Origin of the sequence: Streptomyces sp. WG7 (assembly GCF_049975785.1) — a bacterium.
In the GTDB taxonomy this organism is placed as follows: Bacteria; Actinomycetota; Actinomycetes; order Streptomycetales; family Streptomycetaceae; genus Streptomyces.
In genome coordinates this window covers 238,689-254,414 of the sequence record NZ_JBNGGE010000003.1, presented here as the reverse complement: position 1 = coordinate 254,414, position 15,726 = coordinate 238,689, and the positions used below count along the sequence as shown (strand labels likewise).

Below are 15,726 nucleotides of genomic sequence, written 5' to 3'. Positions count from 1 at the left end.
CGCCGGCCGGCGTCGCCGCCCCGCGCGCGTGTGTGGGTCGTCCGGTCGTGTGTGTCGTGGCGAGCCCGTCCTACTCGCTGTCCGTGGCGTCGGGTCCGGCGGCGGGTCCGTCCGTGGCGTCGGGGCCGGCGTCCGCTTCCGCGCGGCTGATGTCGGCGAGAGCCGAGGCGGGATCCCGGGCCTCGGCCAGGTCGCCGAGGCTCACCAGGCCGACCGGCAGCCCGTCCTCCACGACCGGCAGCCGTCGTACGGCGTGCTCGCGCATCAGCGTCTCCGCGTCCGCGACCGGGTCGTGCGGGGAGACCGTCAGCGGGTCACGGGTGCAGACCGCCCGGACGCCGACCGCCATCGGGTCGAGGCCTTTCGCCACCGCCCGCACCGTGATGTCCCGGTCGGTGAGCAGGCCCGTCACGCCCCGCCCGTCCGCGACCACCACATCACCGATGTGGTGGGTGCGCATCAGCCGCGCCGCCTCGACGAGGGAGGCGTCCGGGCGGACGGCGGTCACACCCGGGGTCATGACGTCCCGCACGTACTCGGCCACCCGCTCGGCCATGAGGACCGCCCTTTCCGGCGCCTACGTGCTCCGCGCCCCGGCCGGTCCGGATCCGCCGTGCTCGGTCAGCGCCACCGCCAGTTCCTGGACGTTGTCGTAGCGCGCCTTGTGCGGCAGCCGTTCCAGACCCTCGACGAGGGCGTCGGGCGCGTTGCCGCGGCGCAGCGCGCGGGTCAGTTCCCGCGGGTTCGCGGGGAAGGTGCCCCGGGTCAGGTTCCGGGCCAGTTCGAGCCGGAGCGCCTCCAGATACGTCGGCCCGCGGCCCGGCGTCACGGGTCCGTAGGTGACCTCCGGGTCGTCCTCCGCGGCCGGTTCCGGGTCGTTCCACTCCTCGCTGCGGGTGGGGTGCCCGGACCTGAGCAGACCCTGCAGTTCGTGCTTCATCTCGTCGTCACGGTGGACGCTCATCCGGTCACTGCCTCGCTGCATGTCTCCCTCCACATCCTTCGGGGGTGCCGACCGCGTACCCGGGCCCCGCGGGCCGACACGGAAACATCCGGACGGGCCCGATCCGATTTCCCCCGGCACGCTGCGTGTGCCCGCGTGCACCGCGGGTTTGCCCGGCGGGCACGGGGAACCCGGCCCGCGCGCCACCACCCCCCACGCCCACCCCTTGTCGGGAAGGACGGATCATGGCGGTGCTGCTCGCTGTGTTCATCCCGGTCCTCATGCTCGGCGTGGTGCTGGCCCTGGGCCGCTACGAGGAACTGGTGCTGCCGGGCACCGCGCCGCCGTCCGACGACGGCCCCGACGCGGCCGAGGCCGTGGCCGGGCCGGCAGATCAGTAATCGAGAAGCGAGGCCCGTGGCGCTCCGTCTAGCGTGTCCCTGCTGACCCGCCCGACGGATGGAGACACGATGAGCAGCGCCAGGAGAACGGACCAGCAGTCGGCCGTGCCACACGTCGCCGACAGCCACGATCTGATCCGTGTGCACGGTGCCCGCGAGAACAATCTCAGGGACGTCAGCATCGAGATCCCCAAGCGCCGGCTGACGGTGTTCACCGGCGTCTCCGGCTCGGGCAAGAGCTCGCTGGTGTTCAACACGATCGCCGCCGAGTCGCAGCGGCTGATCAACGAGACCTACAGCGCCTTCGTCCAGGGCTTCATGCCGACGCTCGCCCGCCCCGAGGTCGACGTCCTCGACGGCCTGACCACCGCGATCATCGTGGACCAGCAGCGGATGGGCGCCGACCCCCGCTCCACGGTCGGCACCGCCACCGACGCCAACGCGATGCTGCGCATCCTCTTCAGCCGGCTCGGGGACCCGCACATCGGCCCGCCCAGCGCGTACTCCTTCAACACCGCCTCCGTCCGGGCGAGCGGCGCGATCACCGTCGAGCGCGGCAACAAGAAGGCCGTGAAGGCGACCTACGAGCGCACCGGCGGCATGTGCAACCGCTGCGAGGGCCGGGGCAAGGTCTCCGACATCGACCTCTCCCAGCTCTACGACGACTCCAAGTCGCTGTCCGAGGGCGCGTTCACCATCCCCGGCTGGAAGTCGGACAGCCAGTGGACCGTGCAGGTCTACGCCCAGTCCGGCTTCGTGGACCCGGACAAGCCGATCCGCGAGTACACCGAGAAGGAACTGCGGGACTTCCTCTACGGCGAGCCGGTCAAGGTGAAGGTCGGCGGCGTCAACCTCACCTACGAAGGACTGATCCCGAAGATCCAGAAGTCGTTCCTGTCCAAGGACAAGGAGGCGATGCAGCCCCACATCCGGGCGTTCGTGGAGCGGGCGGTCACCTTCACCACCTGCCCCGAGTGCGACGGCACCAGGCTCAGCGAGGGCGCCCGGTCGTCGAGGATCGGGAAGATCAGCATCGCCGACGCCTGCGCGATGGAGATCCGCGACCTGGCCGACTGGGTCCGCACTCTCGACGACCCGTCGGTGGCGCCGCTGCTCACCGCGCTGCGGGACACCCTCGACTCGTTCGTGGAGATCGGCCTCGGCTACCTCTCCCTCGACCGTCCGGCGGGCACCCTGTCGGGCGGCGAGGCCCAGCGCGTCAAGATGATCCGCCACCTCGGCTCCTCGCTCACCGACACCACGTACGTCTTCGACGAGCCCACCGTCGGCCTGCACCCCCACGACATCCAGCGCATGAACGACCTGCTGCTGCGGCTGCGGGACAAGGGCAACACGGTCCTCGTCGTCGAGCACAAGCCGGAGACGATCGCGATCGCCGACCACGTCGTCGACCTCGGTCCCGGTGCCGGCACGGCGGGCGGCACCGTCTGCTTCGAGGGCACCGTCGAGGGCCTGCGGGCAAGCGGCACCGTCACCGGCCGCCACCTCGACGACCGGGCCTCCCTCAAGGAGACGGTCCGCAAGCCCACCGGCGTCCTGGAGATCCGCGACGCCACGACGCACAACCTCCAGGGCGTCGACGTCGACGTCCCGCTCGGCGTGCTCTGCGTGGTCACCGGCGTGGCCGGCTCCGGCAAGAGCTCGCTGATCCACGGCTCGGTCCCGGCCGGCGCGGGCGCCGACGTCGTATCGGTCGACCAGAGCCCCATCAAGGGCTCCCGGCGGAGCAACCCGGCGACGTACACCGGCCTGCTCGACCCGATCCGCAAGGCCTTCGCCAAGGCCAACGGCGTCAAGCCCGCCCTCTTCAGCGCCAACTCCGAGGGCGCCTGCCCCACCTGCAACGGCGCCGGTGTCATCTACACCGACCTGGCGATGATGGCGGGCGTCGCCACGCCGTGCGAGGACTGCGAGGGGAAGCGGTTCCAGGCCTCGGTCCTCGAGTACCGCCTCGGCGGCCGGGACATCAGCGAGGTCCTCGCCATGTCGGTGGCGCAGGCCGAGGAGTTCTTCGGCGCCGGCGAGGCCCGTACCCCGGCCGCGCACAAGATCCTCGACCGGCTCGCCGACGTCGGGCTCGGCTACCTCACCCTCGGCCAGCCGCTCACCACGCTGTCCGGCGGCGAGCGCCAACGGCTCAAGCTGGCCACCCACATGGGCGACAAGGGCGGCGTCTACGTACTCGACGAGCCCACCACCGGCCTGCACCTCGCCGACGTCGAGCAACTGCTCGGCCTCCTCGACCGGCTCGTCGACGCCGGCAAGTCGGTCATCGTCATCGAGCACCACCAGGCGGTCATGGCGCACGCCGACTGGATCATCGACCTCGGCCCCGGCGCCGGCCACGACGGCGGCCGGATCGTCTTCGAGGGCACCCCCGCCGACCTCGTCGCCGACCGCTCCACCCTCACCGGCGAGCACCTCGCGGCGTACGTCGGCGCCTGACCGCGAACGAGCCCGCAGCGCCGGTACCGGGGGCGCCCGGCGCTGTGGGATCGTGGTGGGGTGACGACGTTGGAGGACCTGGCCCGGCTGCGCCGGGCCCGCGACCTGATGGACCGCAGATACGCCGAGCCGCTCGACGTCCCGGCGCTGGCGCGCGTCGCCCTCATGTCGGCGGGCCACTTCTCCCGCAGCTTCCGCGCCGCGTACGGGGAGACGCCGTACAGCTACCTGATGACGCGCCGGATCGAACGGGCGAAGGCCCTGCTGCGACGCGGCGACCTGTCCGTCACGGAGGTCTGCTTCGAGGTCGGCTGTACCTCGCTCGGCTCGTTCAGCACACGGTTCACCGAACTGGTCGGCGAGAGCCCGAGCGCCTACCGGGCCCGCGACCACGCCGACGGCGCCGACATCCCCGCCTGCGTCGCCAAGATCTACACGCGACCGGTCAGGAACGGAGAAGCGAGGCCCGCGCCCCCGCCCGTAGCGTGAAGCGCATGGACATCAACCTCTCGCAGTGCTTCATCGCCGTCGACGACCACGACAAGGCGCTCGCCTTCTACCGGGACGTGCTCGGACTCGAGGTGCGCAACGACGTCGGGTTCGAGGGCATGCGCTGGGTGACCGTCGGCTCCCCGGCCCAGCCCGGCGTGGACATCGTCCTCGAACCCCCGCTCGCGGACCCGAACGCCTCGACCGCCGACAAGGAGGCCATGGCCGAACTGCTGGCCAAGGGCCTGCTGCGCGGCGTCATCTTCACCACCGACGACGTAGACGCCACCTTCGAACGCATCCGGGCCGCGGGCGCCGAGGTCCTCCAGGAGCCGGTCGACCAGCCCTACGGAGTCCGCGACTGCGCCTTCCGCGACCCGGCCGGCAACATGCTGCGCTTCAACCAGCCGCGCCGGCGGTGACCCCGAGGGCCGCCGCGGTGAGGCCCTGACCCGAGGACCGACGGAAGGCCCTGACCCGTGGACCGGCGGAAGGCCCTGACCCGAGGACCGACGGAAGGCCTTGACCCGAGGACCGACGGAACCGTCGGCGCCGAGGCGCGCGCGTCACCAACCCGGAGGGACCGGGCGTGCGCGTACGCGCGAGGAGCGCGGCCGTCCCCGCTCCCGGCCCGGCGGGCAACTCCCGCACCTTCCCCTGGAACCCCGGGCCCGCGCGGAGAATCTCCGGGTGTTTGCCGTGTGGTCCAGGGGGCAGGCGCAAGTTCAGTGCTTCGGACAGGAGGCACGTCCGTGGGAGCGGCGCGACGCCGTCACGGATGCGTCCGTCCGGGCCGGACGCCCTCCCATGGTGACCGCCCGAACCCAAGGGCCGTGTCGTCGCACCGGTGACGCCCGTCCCGCGCGCCGGAGGCCGCACGAAATCCGGCGCCGGCCGCACCGGCCGCGCCTGCCGGGCCGTAGCCCGGCGCGACGACAGGGCCCCGCGCTCCGAGGGAGTTGCGACGCACCATGCCGATCCACGCCAGCGTGAAGCACCCGCACGACGACGCCCCCGACACCGCCGACGCCTTCCGCCGACTCACCACCCTTCCCGACGGCCCGGAACGCGACGCGGTCCGCGACCGGATCGTCGAGGCCTGGCTCCCCATGGCCGAACGGCTCGCGGGACGGTTCCGCAGCCGCGGCGAGAGCTACGAGGACCTGCGCCAGGTCGCGGCCCTCGGTCTGGTCAAGGCTGTCGACCGGTACGACCCCGAGCGCGGCAACGCCTTCGAGAGCTACGCCGTGCCGACGATCACCGGCGAGATCAAGCGCCACTTCCGCGACCACATGTGGACCCTGCACGTGCCGCGCCGGGTCCAGGACCTGCGCAACCGCGTGCGCTTCGCCGGCCAGGACCTGTCCCAGACCATCTCCGGCCGCAACCCCACCGTCGCGGAGATCGCCGAGCACGCCGACCTGAGCGAGGAGGACGTCCGGGTGGGCCTGGAGGCACTGGAGAGTTTCACGGCACTGTCCCTGGACGCGGAGCTCCCCGGCAGCGAGGACGGCTACTCACTCGGCGACGCCCTCGGCGACCTGGACCCGGCCCTCGACACCGTCGTCGACCGCGAGGCGGTCAAGGACCGCCTCGCCGCCCTGCCCGAGCGGGAACGCGCCATCCTCTACATGCGCTTCTTCGACGACATGACCCAGAGCCGCATCGCCGAACAGCTCGGCATCTCCCAGATGCACGTCTCCCGTCTGATCAGCCGGTGCTGCAACCGGGTGCGGGAACAGGTGCTGCGGGACCAGGCGGCCTGAGCCGGCGGGGCCGCAGCGGTGGCGGCCCGGTCCGGCGGGTCCGAGACCGCCGGGCCGAGCCGACGGGCTCGCCCCAGCTGGGACGGGGCCGTCGCGGAGGCCTCGCCCGGCGGGGCCGCGGGCGGCCCGGCGGGACGGGTCCGGAGAAGGCCGATGCGGCGAGGCCGGCCCGGCGGGCCGTTCCGGCCGGGCCTGACCCGTGGCGGGTGTGGCGAAACCAGGGGCTCACCCGCCCGGGCGACCCGTTCCCGCGAACGGCGCACGGTGGCGCGCGCCCGCGTACCGGGCGGGCTGTGATGGCCGAGGGGGCGCGAGTGCCGTGCCCCCGCAGCCGTCGCTCGAAGGAGCCCGCCCCATGCGCCGCACCGCCCGCGCCCTGTCCACCGCCGTCCTGGCCAGTGCCGCCCTCGGCGTCAGCGCAGGGTCCGTCTCGGCCGACCCCGGCGTCCCCCCGCCGTCGGCGGGCGCCGGTGGACCCACCGCCGAGGTCAGCCCGGCCGACGTGGCACCCGGCGGCCTCGTCACCGTCTCCGTCTCCTGCGCCCCGACCGGCGGGACCGCGCCCGCGACCCTCGACGCCACCTCGCCGGCGTTCGAGGAGGGCACCGTCGAGCTGCGCAAGGTGAAGGGCGACGACGGGACGACGCCCGGGCTCGCCTACCGGGGCACCGCCCGCATAGTCGCCGCCGAGGACATCGAAGCCGCCCCGGACGCCGCGGGTTCCGAGGAGGCGTGGACCGTCGACGGCGCCTGCCCGGAGGCGTCCGGCGGCGAGGGTGATCCGTGGAGCGCGACGATGACCGTGCCCGGGGCGCACGGGGCCGGCGCCGCCGCATCCCCGTGCCCCGAGCCCGCCGCACCGGGCGGGTCCTCCGCACCGGGCGGGTCCTCCGCGCACGGCACGTCCTGCGCCACCGAACCGGCGTGTCCCGAACCGGCGGCCGGGCACGGCGAGTCCTCCGCGCACGGCGAGCACGCCGCACCGGGCGGGCCCTCCCCGCACGGCACGTCCTGCGCCACCGACCCCGCGTGCCCCGAACCCGCGGCTCCGCACGGTGAGACCTCCGCGCGGCGAAAGCCCTGCGGCGGCGGGGCCGTGGAGCACGGGGTGCGGGCCGGCACCGGCGGCGCCTTCACCGACTCGGTGCCCGCACTGGTTGCCGGCGGCGCCCTGATCGCAGGCGCGTTCGGCGCGGCCGCGCACCGGCTGAGGCTCCGCCTGCGCGGAGACGCCGAGCACCGCTGATCCGCACGCCGGTGGACCGCGTGCCTCCGCTCACCGGGGCCACAGCCATGGCAGGCCGCCACGGTGGGTACTGGGAGCAACGAAGGAGCACCCGGCCGGGCGCGACAGGACACGGCACCACGGACTGCGCGGAGGCACGCATGCGGCGGACGGACCGTGAAGGCCACGACCGGGCGGGCCACGAGGCGGGCCACGACCGTGGAGGCCGTGCCGACGGACATGACCCCGTGGGGCACGGCCCCGTCCGCTATGGTCCGCACCTCCCCGACGACGGACTGCCCGTGCTGCCCGAACTGTCCGCCGTGCTCGCCGCCGCCGCGGGCCGCGGCCGGGACGAACCGGCCGGCGGCGCCCCCGCCCTCCTGGACGCCGCCTGCGCCTACTGGGACCGGCGCGGCCTGCCCACCGAGCCCGGCCACGCGGCCGCCGCGCCCGGCGCCAACGCCCTGCTGCTCGCGCTGACCGCCGCGCTCGGCGGCGACGTCCTGGTACCCCGCCCCTGCGCCACCTGGTGGGCGCCCTACGCCCGGCTGCTGGGCAGACCCGTCTTCCACGTGCCGACCCCGGCCGAGTCCGGCGGCGTCCCCGACCCGTACGCCCTCCTGGAGACCGTCCGCCGGGTCCGTGCGGAGGGCGGCGACCCGCGACTGCTCGTCCTGTCCGTCGCCGACGACCCCACGGGCACCGTCGCGCCGCCCGAACTGCTGCACGAGACCGTCGAGGCCGCCGCCGACGAGGGACTGCACCTGGTCAGCGACGAGACCTGGCGCGACACCGTGCACGATCCGCACGCCACCGTGCTGCTCAGCCCCGCCGAGATGCTGCCCGGACGGGTCACCGTCGTCACCGACCTGGCCGGAGCGCTGCTGCCTCCGGGCTGGCCGGCCGCCGTCGCCCGCTTCCCGGCGTCCGCCGCCGGAGACGGCCTGCACGCGCGCGTACTCGACGTACTCACCGCGCTCGGCGCCAACGTCGCCGCGCCCGTCGCCGCCGCCGCCGGGTACGCGCTCGCCGAACCCGAGCCGGTCACCGCCCGCCGGTCGGCCGCCGTACGCCTGCACGCGCGCGTGGCCGCCGCCGTGCACTCCGCCGTCGTCGCCGCGGGGGCCACCGCCCGGCCACCACAGGCCGGCCGCCACCTGTACGCCGATCTCGGCCCGCTGCGCGACGCGCTCGGTGCCCAGGGCGTCGGCGACGCCCAGGAACTGGAGGACTTCCTCACCGCCCGGCTCGGCATGCCCGCCCCCGGCGGCCACCGCTTCGGCGACGACCTCCCGGCCCTGCGCGTCCGGCTCGCCACCGGCCCCCTGCTCGGCGGCACCGACGAGCGGCGCGCGGAATGCCTCACGTCCCCCGACCCGTTGGAACTGCCGCACGTCCACCGCGCGCTGGCCGGCCTGAAGTCGGTCTTCGACGATCTCCGCGACGCTCAGCGATGGGAGTCTCCTCGATGACGCAGCAGCCCCGGTCGACCACGCGTACATCCACGTCCACGTCCACGTCCACGGCTACGCCCGCCGGGGACACCGAAGCGCCTCCGGTCCCGTCCTCCTCGGCCTCCTCGTACCCGCCGCTCGCCGATCCCCGGCCGATGTCCGAACACCGGGTGTGGCCGCGGACCTTCCACGACCGGCTCACCGCGCCGCTGCCCGGTCTGAAGGCCTTCGCCAGATTCGCCCGCGAGGGCGCGGTGAGACCCGGCCCCGAGGGCCTCGCCGACATCCCCCGGCTGCCCTACGCCCCCGGCCCGCTGCCCCGCGTGGACGCCCGTACCGTCGCCGTCACCTGGGCGGGGCACGCCAGCTGGGTGGTGCGCATCGGCGGGCTCACCGTCCTCACCGACCCGGTCTGGTCCCGCCGCATCCTCGGCACCCCGGCTCGTGTCACCCCCGTGGGCGTTCCCTGGAGCGCCCTGCCGTGCGTCGACGCGGTCGTCGTCAGCCACAACCACTACGACCACCTGGACGCCCCCACCCTGCGCCGGCTGCCGCGCGACACCCCCGTCCTCGCGCCGGCCGGGCTCGGCCGCTGGTTCCACCGCCGCCGCTTCACCCGCGTCACCGAGCTGGACTGGTGGGAGGCGGTCGAGCTGGACGGCGTCCGTTTCGACTTCGTACCGGCCCACCACTGGTCCAAGCGCACCCTCACCGACACCTGCCGCACGCTGTGGGGCGGCTGGGTCCTCACCGACCCCGGCGGCCGGCGCGTGTACTTCGCCGGTGACACCGGGTACGGCCACTGGTTCACCCGCATCGGCCGCCGCTACCCCGGGATCGACCTCGCCCTGCTCCCCATCGGCGCCTACGATCCCCGCTGGTGGCTGAGCGACGTGCACTGCGACCCGGAGGAGGCGGTGCGGGCCGCCCAGGACGTCGGAGCCCGCCGGATGGCACCGATGCACTGGGGCACGTTCGTGCTCTCCGCGGAACCCGTACTGGAACCGCTCACCCGCGTACGTGCCGCCTGGCAGCGGGCGGGTCTGCCCCGGGAGCACCTGTGGGACCTCCCGGTCGGCGGTTCCCGGGTGCTGGAGTGACCGTCGCTCGCCCGGACCGGGGCGCCGCCGCGGGCCGCGACACGCCGGTCGACGCGTCGGACCGCGCGGTCGCGCGCCGCACGCCGTGAGCCCGGCAGGCGACGTCCTCCGGGCCCGCTCGTCCTCCGGGCCCGCTCGTCCTCCGGGCTCACGCCTCTCCGGGGCCGGCCGAACCGCCGGAGGCCTACGCCTTCGCGGGCCCTCGCCACCGCCGCCACACGCTCGGCGCCCCGCCGACCAGGACGGTCAGCGCGATCGCCGCGGCCACGCCCTCCCAGGGCTCGCGGAACAGCGCGCCGCTCAGGATGCCGATCAGCTGGTACGTCACCGCCCAGGCCAGGCAGGCGGGCAGGTTGCCCCGGGCGAACCGGCGCAGCGGCCACTTGGCCAGCAGACAGGCCAGCATCACGGGTATGCGCCCGGCCGGCACCAGCCGGGACAGTACGAGCACCGCCACATCGTGCTCGGCGAGCTTCCTCTGCGCCTGCTCCAGCCGGTCCTCGGGCGCCCGGGACCGGATCGCCTCCAGCCAGCGCGACCCGTTCTTCGAGCCGACGCCGCGCCGCCCCAGCCAGTACAGCGCCAAGTCCCCGCAGAACGCGGCCAGCGACGCCGTCGCGAACACCATCAGAAGGGAGAACGGCACCGTCTGGTGCATCGCCACCACGGCCGCCGAACTGACCAGCGCGCCCGTCGGCACCACCGGCACCAGCGCCCCGATCAGCACGAGCAGGAACAGCGACGGATAACCGAACGCCTGCTGCGCCGGATCGGCCGGAATGTTCGTCGTGACGGCGCCCAGCCAGCTCACCGCACGACCTCCACCCGGGTCCGCTCGCCGTGCCCCAGCCGGTGCACCGCCACCCCCGGCGCGCGCAGCGCAGCCAGGCGCACGAACTCGTCGCCCGGCGCATGGAACTCGTGGGGGCGCACGGCGTCCATCCCGATCGGCCAGTACGTGCCGTAGTGCACCGGCACCGCCGTGCGCGGCGCCAGCCGGGCCAGCGCCTGTGCCGCACGCCCCGCGTCCAGATGCTCCTCGCCCAGGTACGGCCCCCAGCCGCCCACCGGCAGCAGGGCCGCGTCGACCGGCCCGACCTCCTTCTCCATGCCGTCGAACAGGCCGGTGTCCCCGGCGAAATACGTCCGGGCGTCGCCCTCGACGACATAGCCGAGGGCGGGGGAGCGGTGGGGTCCGAACGGCAGCCGCCGCCCGTCGTGCCGCGCGGGCACCGCCCGTATCCGCAGGTCACCCACCCTGGTCTCGTCGCCGGGCGCCACCTCGGTCAGCTTCAGGTGCCCGAGTCGGCGCAGCCCCACCACCGCCCGGCGTGCGCCCCGGGGCACGAGCAGGCGCGTGCCCGGCGCGAGCCGCGCGAGCGACGGCACGTGCAGGTGGTCGGCGTGCAGATGGGAGACGAGCGCCACGTCCGCGCGCCAGGCGTCCGGCGGCGGCACCGCGCCCCGTCTGCGGCGCAGATGGGCGAGTCTGCGGACGAACAGCGGGTCGGTGAGCACACGTATGTCCGAGTCCTCGACCGTGCAGGTGGCGTGACCCCACCACGTGAGCTCCACCGGCACCTCTCTGCCTCCTTCGTGCGACTCCCCGAAGCCTACGTCCAGGGGTAGGGTCGGCGGCGAAAACGGGAGGTGAGGGGGCAGCATGGGGCCGGTGCGGGTGACGGCGATCGCGAGTCTGACGCCGCTGGAGCAGCTGGACGACGATCCCTTCCTGGTCGACTCGCGCAGCCAGCACGCCATGTGCGCCCGCTGGGCCGCGGACCACGGATACGTCGTCGCCAGGGAGCTGCTGGTACGCGGTCTGCGGCCCGACCACGAAGCCCTGTGGGACGGTGTCCGCCCGGGGCACGACCTGTTCGTGGCGCCCAGTCTCCGGGTGCTGGAGAGCGCGCTGTCGTCCGTGGAGGAGTTCACCGCGGAGTGCGCGCGACGCGGGGTCCGCGTCGAGACGGCCGGCCACGCGGAACCGTCCTACGACGCCCGGATGAAGGCGTGCGTGCACCGCAGACTGTCGATGCCGACGGCCGGGTACGACGGCCGCTGACCCGGCCGGGGTGTGAACCGGACCCGGGGGGACAAACGGGTGCTCCGGACCGTTGTGACAGGGTGGGGAGGGCCCGCGCGGACGACGGGCCGGGACGTGAGGTGTGCGGAGCGTGGGTGGAGGGCGTTGGCGCCGGGTCGCCAGTCAGGTCGGGCGGAGTGTCGCGGTGTGGGCCGTCTCCACCCTCACCATGCTGGTGCTCGCCGGGATCCTGCCGGACTTCCGGCTCCAGTCGCCCGACGGCGACAGCGCGACCGACATCGCCATGACCGCCGCGGTCGGCGCCGGCGCCTTCGGCCTGCTGTCCGCCCTGGTGTGGCCGCTGCTGGTCCGGCTGCTGCTGCTGGTGCCGGCGCTCGTCCTCGGGCTCCTCGTCTTCTTCCTCAACGGCGGGCTGCTGCTCCTCGCGATCGACGTGAACCCGGCCGGGCGCGGCGGTGTCGCCCCCGAGACGGCGGTCGTGGTGGCCGCCGTCATGTCCGCGGTCGCCTCGGCCACCGGCGGTGCCCTGGCCGTGCGGGACGACGACGCCTACCGGCGCCGGCTCTACCGGCTCGCCGACCGCCGCCGCAGAGCCGGCCCGCCCTGCCCGGCCGACCCCGGCACCGTCTTCCTGCAACTGGACGGCGTCGGCCACGACGTCCTGCTGGACGCCGTCGACGACGGCACCATGCCCACCGTCGCCCGCTGGCTCGGCCGGGACGTAACGTCGGCGACCCACCGGCTCGCCCGGTGGCGCACCGACTGGTCCAGCCAGACCGGCGCCAGCCAGCTCGGCATCCTGCACGGCAGCAATCACGACGTCCCCGCGTTCCGCTGGTACGAGAAGGACAGCGGCGAGGTCGTCGTCTGCAACCGGCCGACCAGCGCGGCCGAGCTCCAGCACCGGGCCGTCGAGCGCACCGGCGACGGCGGTCTGCTCACCTTCGACGGCGCCAGCCGCGGCAACCTGTTCGGCGGCGGCGCCGACGAACAGGCACTCGTGCTCTCCATCGCCACCCGCCGCCGCAGCCCCCAGACGCGGTCCCGGTCCGGTTACTTCGCCTACTTCTCCGACCCGGCCAACGCCGTCCGCACCGCCATGTCCTTCGTCGCCGAGGTGTGCCGGGAGATCGGCCAGTCCACCCGCGCCCGCGTGCGCAAGGTCCGCCCGCGAGTCTCCCGCGGCGGCCTCTACCCCTTCGTCCGCGCCTTCGCGACCGTCGTCGAACGGGATGTCGTCGTCGCCGCGGTGATGGGCGACATGCTCGCCGGACGCACCGCCGTCTACGCCGACCTGGTGGCGTACGACGAGGTGGCGCACCACTCCGGGCCGTACGGCCGGGACGCCCGGAAGGTCCTCCAGCGGCTCGACCGCGCGCTCGCGCTGATCGAGAAGGTCGCCGAGCACGCCCCCCGCAAGTACCGGATCGTCGTCCTGTCCGACCACGGCCAGAGCCCCGGCGAGACGTTCCGCACCCGCTACGGCCTCACCCTCGGCGACCTGGTGCGGGCCGGCTGCGGACTGCCGGTGCCGCGCCGCGCCCAGCGCACCCGCAGCGGCGCCGAGGCGCGCAACACCGTACGGGCCGCCCTGCACCGGCCCGTCGAGGAGGGCGCCGAGCAGCAGCGCCCCGCCGACACCCCCACCGGCCGCCGCTCCGAGCCGATCGTGCTGGCCTCCGGCAACCTGGGCCTGGTCTCCTTCCCCGACGTGCCGCACCGGATGACCCGGGAGGAGATCGACGCCCGCCACCCCGCCCTGCTGCCGACCCTCGCCAACCACCCCGGCATCGGCTTCCTGCTGGTCCGCAGCGAGAGGCACGGCGGCGTGGTGCTCGGCGCGCGCGGCGCGGAGATCCCCCTGGACCGGCTCGACGAGGACCCCGGCCCGCTCGCGCCCTTCGGACCCGGAGCCGCCGACGCCGTGCGCCGCACGCACTCCTTCCCGCACACCGCCGACATCATGGTCAACTCCTTCCACGACCCGGCCGACGGCGAGGTCCTCGCCTTCGAGGAGCAGATCGGCTCCCACGGCGGACTCGGCGGCGCCCAGTCCCGCGCTTTCCTGCTGTCACCGGTCGTCCTGTCCGCGCCGGTCGCCGAGGGCGCGGAGATCGTCGGCGCCGAGCACGTCCACCGGGTCCTGCGCCGCTGGCTGCGCGAGTCGAACGGCCCGCAGGTGCCCTTGGAGGATCCCCGGTCCCGGGCTGTCGAGAGCGGACCTTTTCCGGTCCCGGACGGGGTCGTACAGGATAAAAGCGCCTGATTTGGAGCCGCGCAGGACCGTGCCCGACCATGGGCGCCGTCCCGGCGATCCCGGGCACCAGTTCCAAGGAAGGCGCCCCACCCCATGCACGTCACCGGGTCCGTCCCCCCACCGGCTCCGGATCCGCAGGAACCCCCCGCGGCCCCCGATTCCGCTCCGGCCCCCGGCAACGGCAGGCACGCCCGCCGCTTCGGGCTCCCCGTCGCCACCGCCCTGGTCATGGGCAACATTATCGGCGGCGGCATCTTCCTGCTCCCGGCCTCCGTCGCCCCCTTCGGCACCATCAGCCTGCTCGCCTTCGGTGTCCTGACCGTCGGCGCCATCGCGCTCGCCCTGGTCTTCGGCCGTCTCGCCGCCCGCGACCCGCGCACCGGCGGCCCCTACGTGTACGCCCGCGAGGCGTTCGGCGACTTCGCCGGCTTCCTCGCCGCCTGGGCGTACTGGATCACCACCTGGGTGTCCAACGCGGCGCTCGCCGTCGCCGCCGTCGGCTACCTCGACGTCCTGATCCCGGTGAACGACCACCGCTGGACCGCGTGCCTGGCCGCGCTCGTCATCCAGTGGCTGCCGGCGCTCGCCAACTTCGCGGGCACCCGCTACGTCGGCGCGGTGCAGCTCGTCTCCACGGTGCTGAAGTTCGCACCGCTGCTGCTCGTCGCGGTCGGCGGGCTGTTCTTCTTCGACGCGGACAACCTCGGCCCGTTCAACGCGAGCGGCGGCAGCGGCATCGGCGCGGTCTCCGCCGCCGCCGCGATCCTGCTCTTCTCCTACCTCGGCGTGGAGTCCGCCGCCGTCAGCGCCGGCGAGGTCAAGGACCCCCGCCGCACGGTCGGCCGGGCCACGGTCATCGGCACCGCGGGCGCCGCCCTCGTCTACCTGCTGGGCACCCTGTCCGTCTTCGGCACGGTCGCCCACGACCGTCTGGTGGACTCCACCGCTCCCTTCTCCGATGCCGTGAACGCCATGTTCGGCGGCGCCTGGGGCGGCTGGGCGGTCGCGCTCGCCGCCCTGGTGTCGATGACCGGCTGCCTCAACGGCTGGACGCTGCTCAGCGCCCAGACCCCGTACGCCGCCGCGAAGGACGGCCTCTTCCCGGCCGCGTTCGCCCGCAGGCGGCGGGGCGTGCCGACGGTGGGCGTGGGCGTCACCGTCGTCCTGGCCTCCCTCCTCACCGTCTACAACTACACGTCCGGCTCGGCGAAGGTCTTCGAGATCCTCGTCCTCGTCACCACCTTCACCGCGACCGTGCCCTACCTGCTGGCCACCGCCGCGCAGATCTTCCACCTGGTCTCCGGGCAGGGCGAGAAGGTCGACCGCGCCCGGCTCGTCCGCGACGGCGTGATCGCGGCGGTCGCGGCCGGCTTCTCCCTCTGGCTGGTCGCCGGCGCCGGCTACGCGGCGGTCTACCAGGGCGTGCTGTTCCTCTTCGCGGGCGTGCTGGTCTACGCGGTGATGGCGGCCCGCAGGCGGCGCGCGGAGGGGCCCGCCGCACCGTAATTCGGCTGCGCGCGGGCGGCAGGGGGACCCACACTGGTGCGGTCCCCTCCCGACATCCCCCCTTCCGAG

15 protein-coding genes are annotated in these 15,726 nt (G+C 74.4%); 11 read left to right on the top strand and 4 right to left on the bottom strand.

From position 1 onward, the window contains the following. Window positions 1–70: 70 nt before the first annotated feature. On the bottom strand, window positions 71–556 hold the full coding sequence (locus ACP4J0_RS05590; RefSeq protein ID WP_426597468.1) for a CBS domain-containing protein: 486 nt from the start codon (window positions 554–556) through the stop codon (window positions 71–73). Window positions 557–577: 21 nt separating this feature from the next. After that, the gene (locus ACP4J0_RS05585; protein WP_426597467.1) at window positions 578–985 is read right to left on the bottom strand and encodes a DUF2795 domain-containing protein; all 408 of its coding nucleotides are present in this window, start codon (window positions 983–985) and stop codon (window positions 578–580) included. A gap of 203 nt (window positions 986–1,188) precedes the next feature. Between ACP4J0_RS05585 and ACP4J0_RS05580 the strand changes: the two genes are divergently transcribed. The 8 genes from ACP4J0_RS05580 to ACP4J0_RS05545 all read left to right on the top strand — a co-directional run bounded on the left by ACP4J0_RS05580 (window position 1,189) and on the right by ACP4J0_RS05545 (window position 9,847). After that, window positions 1,189–1,344 (top strand): hypothetical protein, encoded by a 156-nt coding sequence (locus tag ACP4J0_RS05580; RefSeq protein ID WP_426597466.1) that lies wholly within the window; start codon window positions 1,189–1,191, stop codon window positions 1,342–1,344. Window positions 1,345–1,413: 69 nt separating this feature from the next. Then, on the top strand, window positions 1,414–3,810 hold the full coding sequence (locus ACP4J0_RS05575; RefSeq protein ID WP_426597465.1) for an ATP-binding cassette domain-containing protein: 2,397 nt from the start codon (window positions 1,414–1,416) through the stop codon (window positions 3,808–3,810). Between the two features lie 60 nt (window positions 3,811–3,870). Next, window positions 3,871–4,299: a helix-turn-helix domain-containing protein gene (locus ACP4J0_RS05570; RefSeq protein ID WP_426597464.1), complete on the top strand. Its 429-nt coding sequence runs from the start codon at window positions 3,871–3,873 to the stop codon at window positions 4,297–4,299. Between the two features lie 5 nt (window positions 4,300–4,304). Further along, window positions 4,305–4,721 (top strand): VOC family protein, encoded by a 417-nt coding sequence (locus tag ACP4J0_RS05565; RefSeq protein ID WP_426597463.1) that lies wholly within the window; start codon window positions 4,305–4,307, stop codon window positions 4,719–4,721. A gap of 549 nt (window positions 4,722–5,270) precedes the next feature. After that, window positions 5,271–6,065: an RNA polymerase sigma factor SigF gene (locus tag ACP4J0_RS05560; protein ID WP_426517681.1), complete on the top strand. Its 795-nt coding sequence runs from the start codon at window positions 5,271–5,273 to the stop codon at window positions 6,063–6,065. Between the two features lie 355 nt (window positions 6,066–6,420). Continuing rightward, complete coding sequence (locus tag ACP4J0_RS05555; protein ID WP_426597462.1) at window positions 6,421–7,311, top strand: hypothetical protein; 891 nt, start codon at window positions 6,421–6,423, stop codon at window positions 7,309–7,311. Window positions 7,312–7,451: 140 nt separating this feature from the next. Next, window positions 7,452–8,765, top strand: a complete 1,314-nt coding sequence (locus ACP4J0_RS05550) for an aminotransferase class I/II-fold pyridoxal phosphate-dependent enzyme (protein ID WP_426597461.1) — start codon at window positions 7,452–7,454, stop codon at window positions 8,763–8,765. After that, window positions 8,762–9,847, top strand: coding sequence for an MBL fold metallo-hydrolase (locus ACP4J0_RS05545; RefSeq protein ID WP_426597460.1), 1,086 nt, complete (start codon window positions 8,762–8,764; stop codon window positions 9,845–9,847). The genes ACP4J0_RS05550 and ACP4J0_RS05545 overlap by 4 nt, the downstream gene beginning before the upstream one ends. Before the next feature lie 184 nt (window positions 9,848–10,031). Here the strand turns inward: ACP4J0_RS05545 and ACP4J0_RS05540 are convergent, their stop codons facing one another. Next, entirely contained in the window at window positions 10,032–10,658 is a 627-nt protein-coding gene (locus ACP4J0_RS05540; protein WP_426597459.1) for a DedA family protein, read from the bottom strand. Further along, window positions 10,655–11,428, bottom strand: coding sequence for an MBL fold metallo-hydrolase (locus tag ACP4J0_RS05535; protein WP_426597458.1), 774 nt, complete (start codon window positions 11,426–11,428; stop codon window positions 10,655–10,657). Before ACP4J0_RS05535 ends, ACP4J0_RS05540 begins: the two co-directional genes overlap by 4 nt. Before the next feature lie 82 nt (window positions 11,429–11,510). Here ACP4J0_RS05535 and ACP4J0_RS05530 point away from each other — a divergent pair, with 82 nt between their 5' ends. The 3 genes from ACP4J0_RS05530 (at window position 11,511) to ACP4J0_RS05520 (ending at window position 15,657) form a co-directional block, all read left to right on the top strand. Next, a complete protein-coding gene (locus ACP4J0_RS05530) occupies window positions 11,511–11,912 on the top strand; it encodes a hypothetical protein (protein WP_426597457.1) in 402 nt (133 codons plus the stop codon). A 103-nt stretch (window positions 11,913–12,015) separates the two neighbouring features. Then, window positions 12,016–14,160 (top strand): phage holin family protein, encoded by a 2,145-nt coding sequence (locus ACP4J0_RS05525; protein WP_426597456.1) that lies wholly within the window; start codon window positions 12,016–12,018, stop codon window positions 14,158–14,160. 84 nt (window positions 14,161–14,244) lie between these two features. Then, entirely contained in the window at window positions 14,245–15,657 is a 1,413-nt protein-coding gene (locus tag ACP4J0_RS05520; protein WP_426597455.1) for an amino acid permease, read from the top strand. Window positions 15,658–15,726 lie beyond the last annotated feature (69 nt).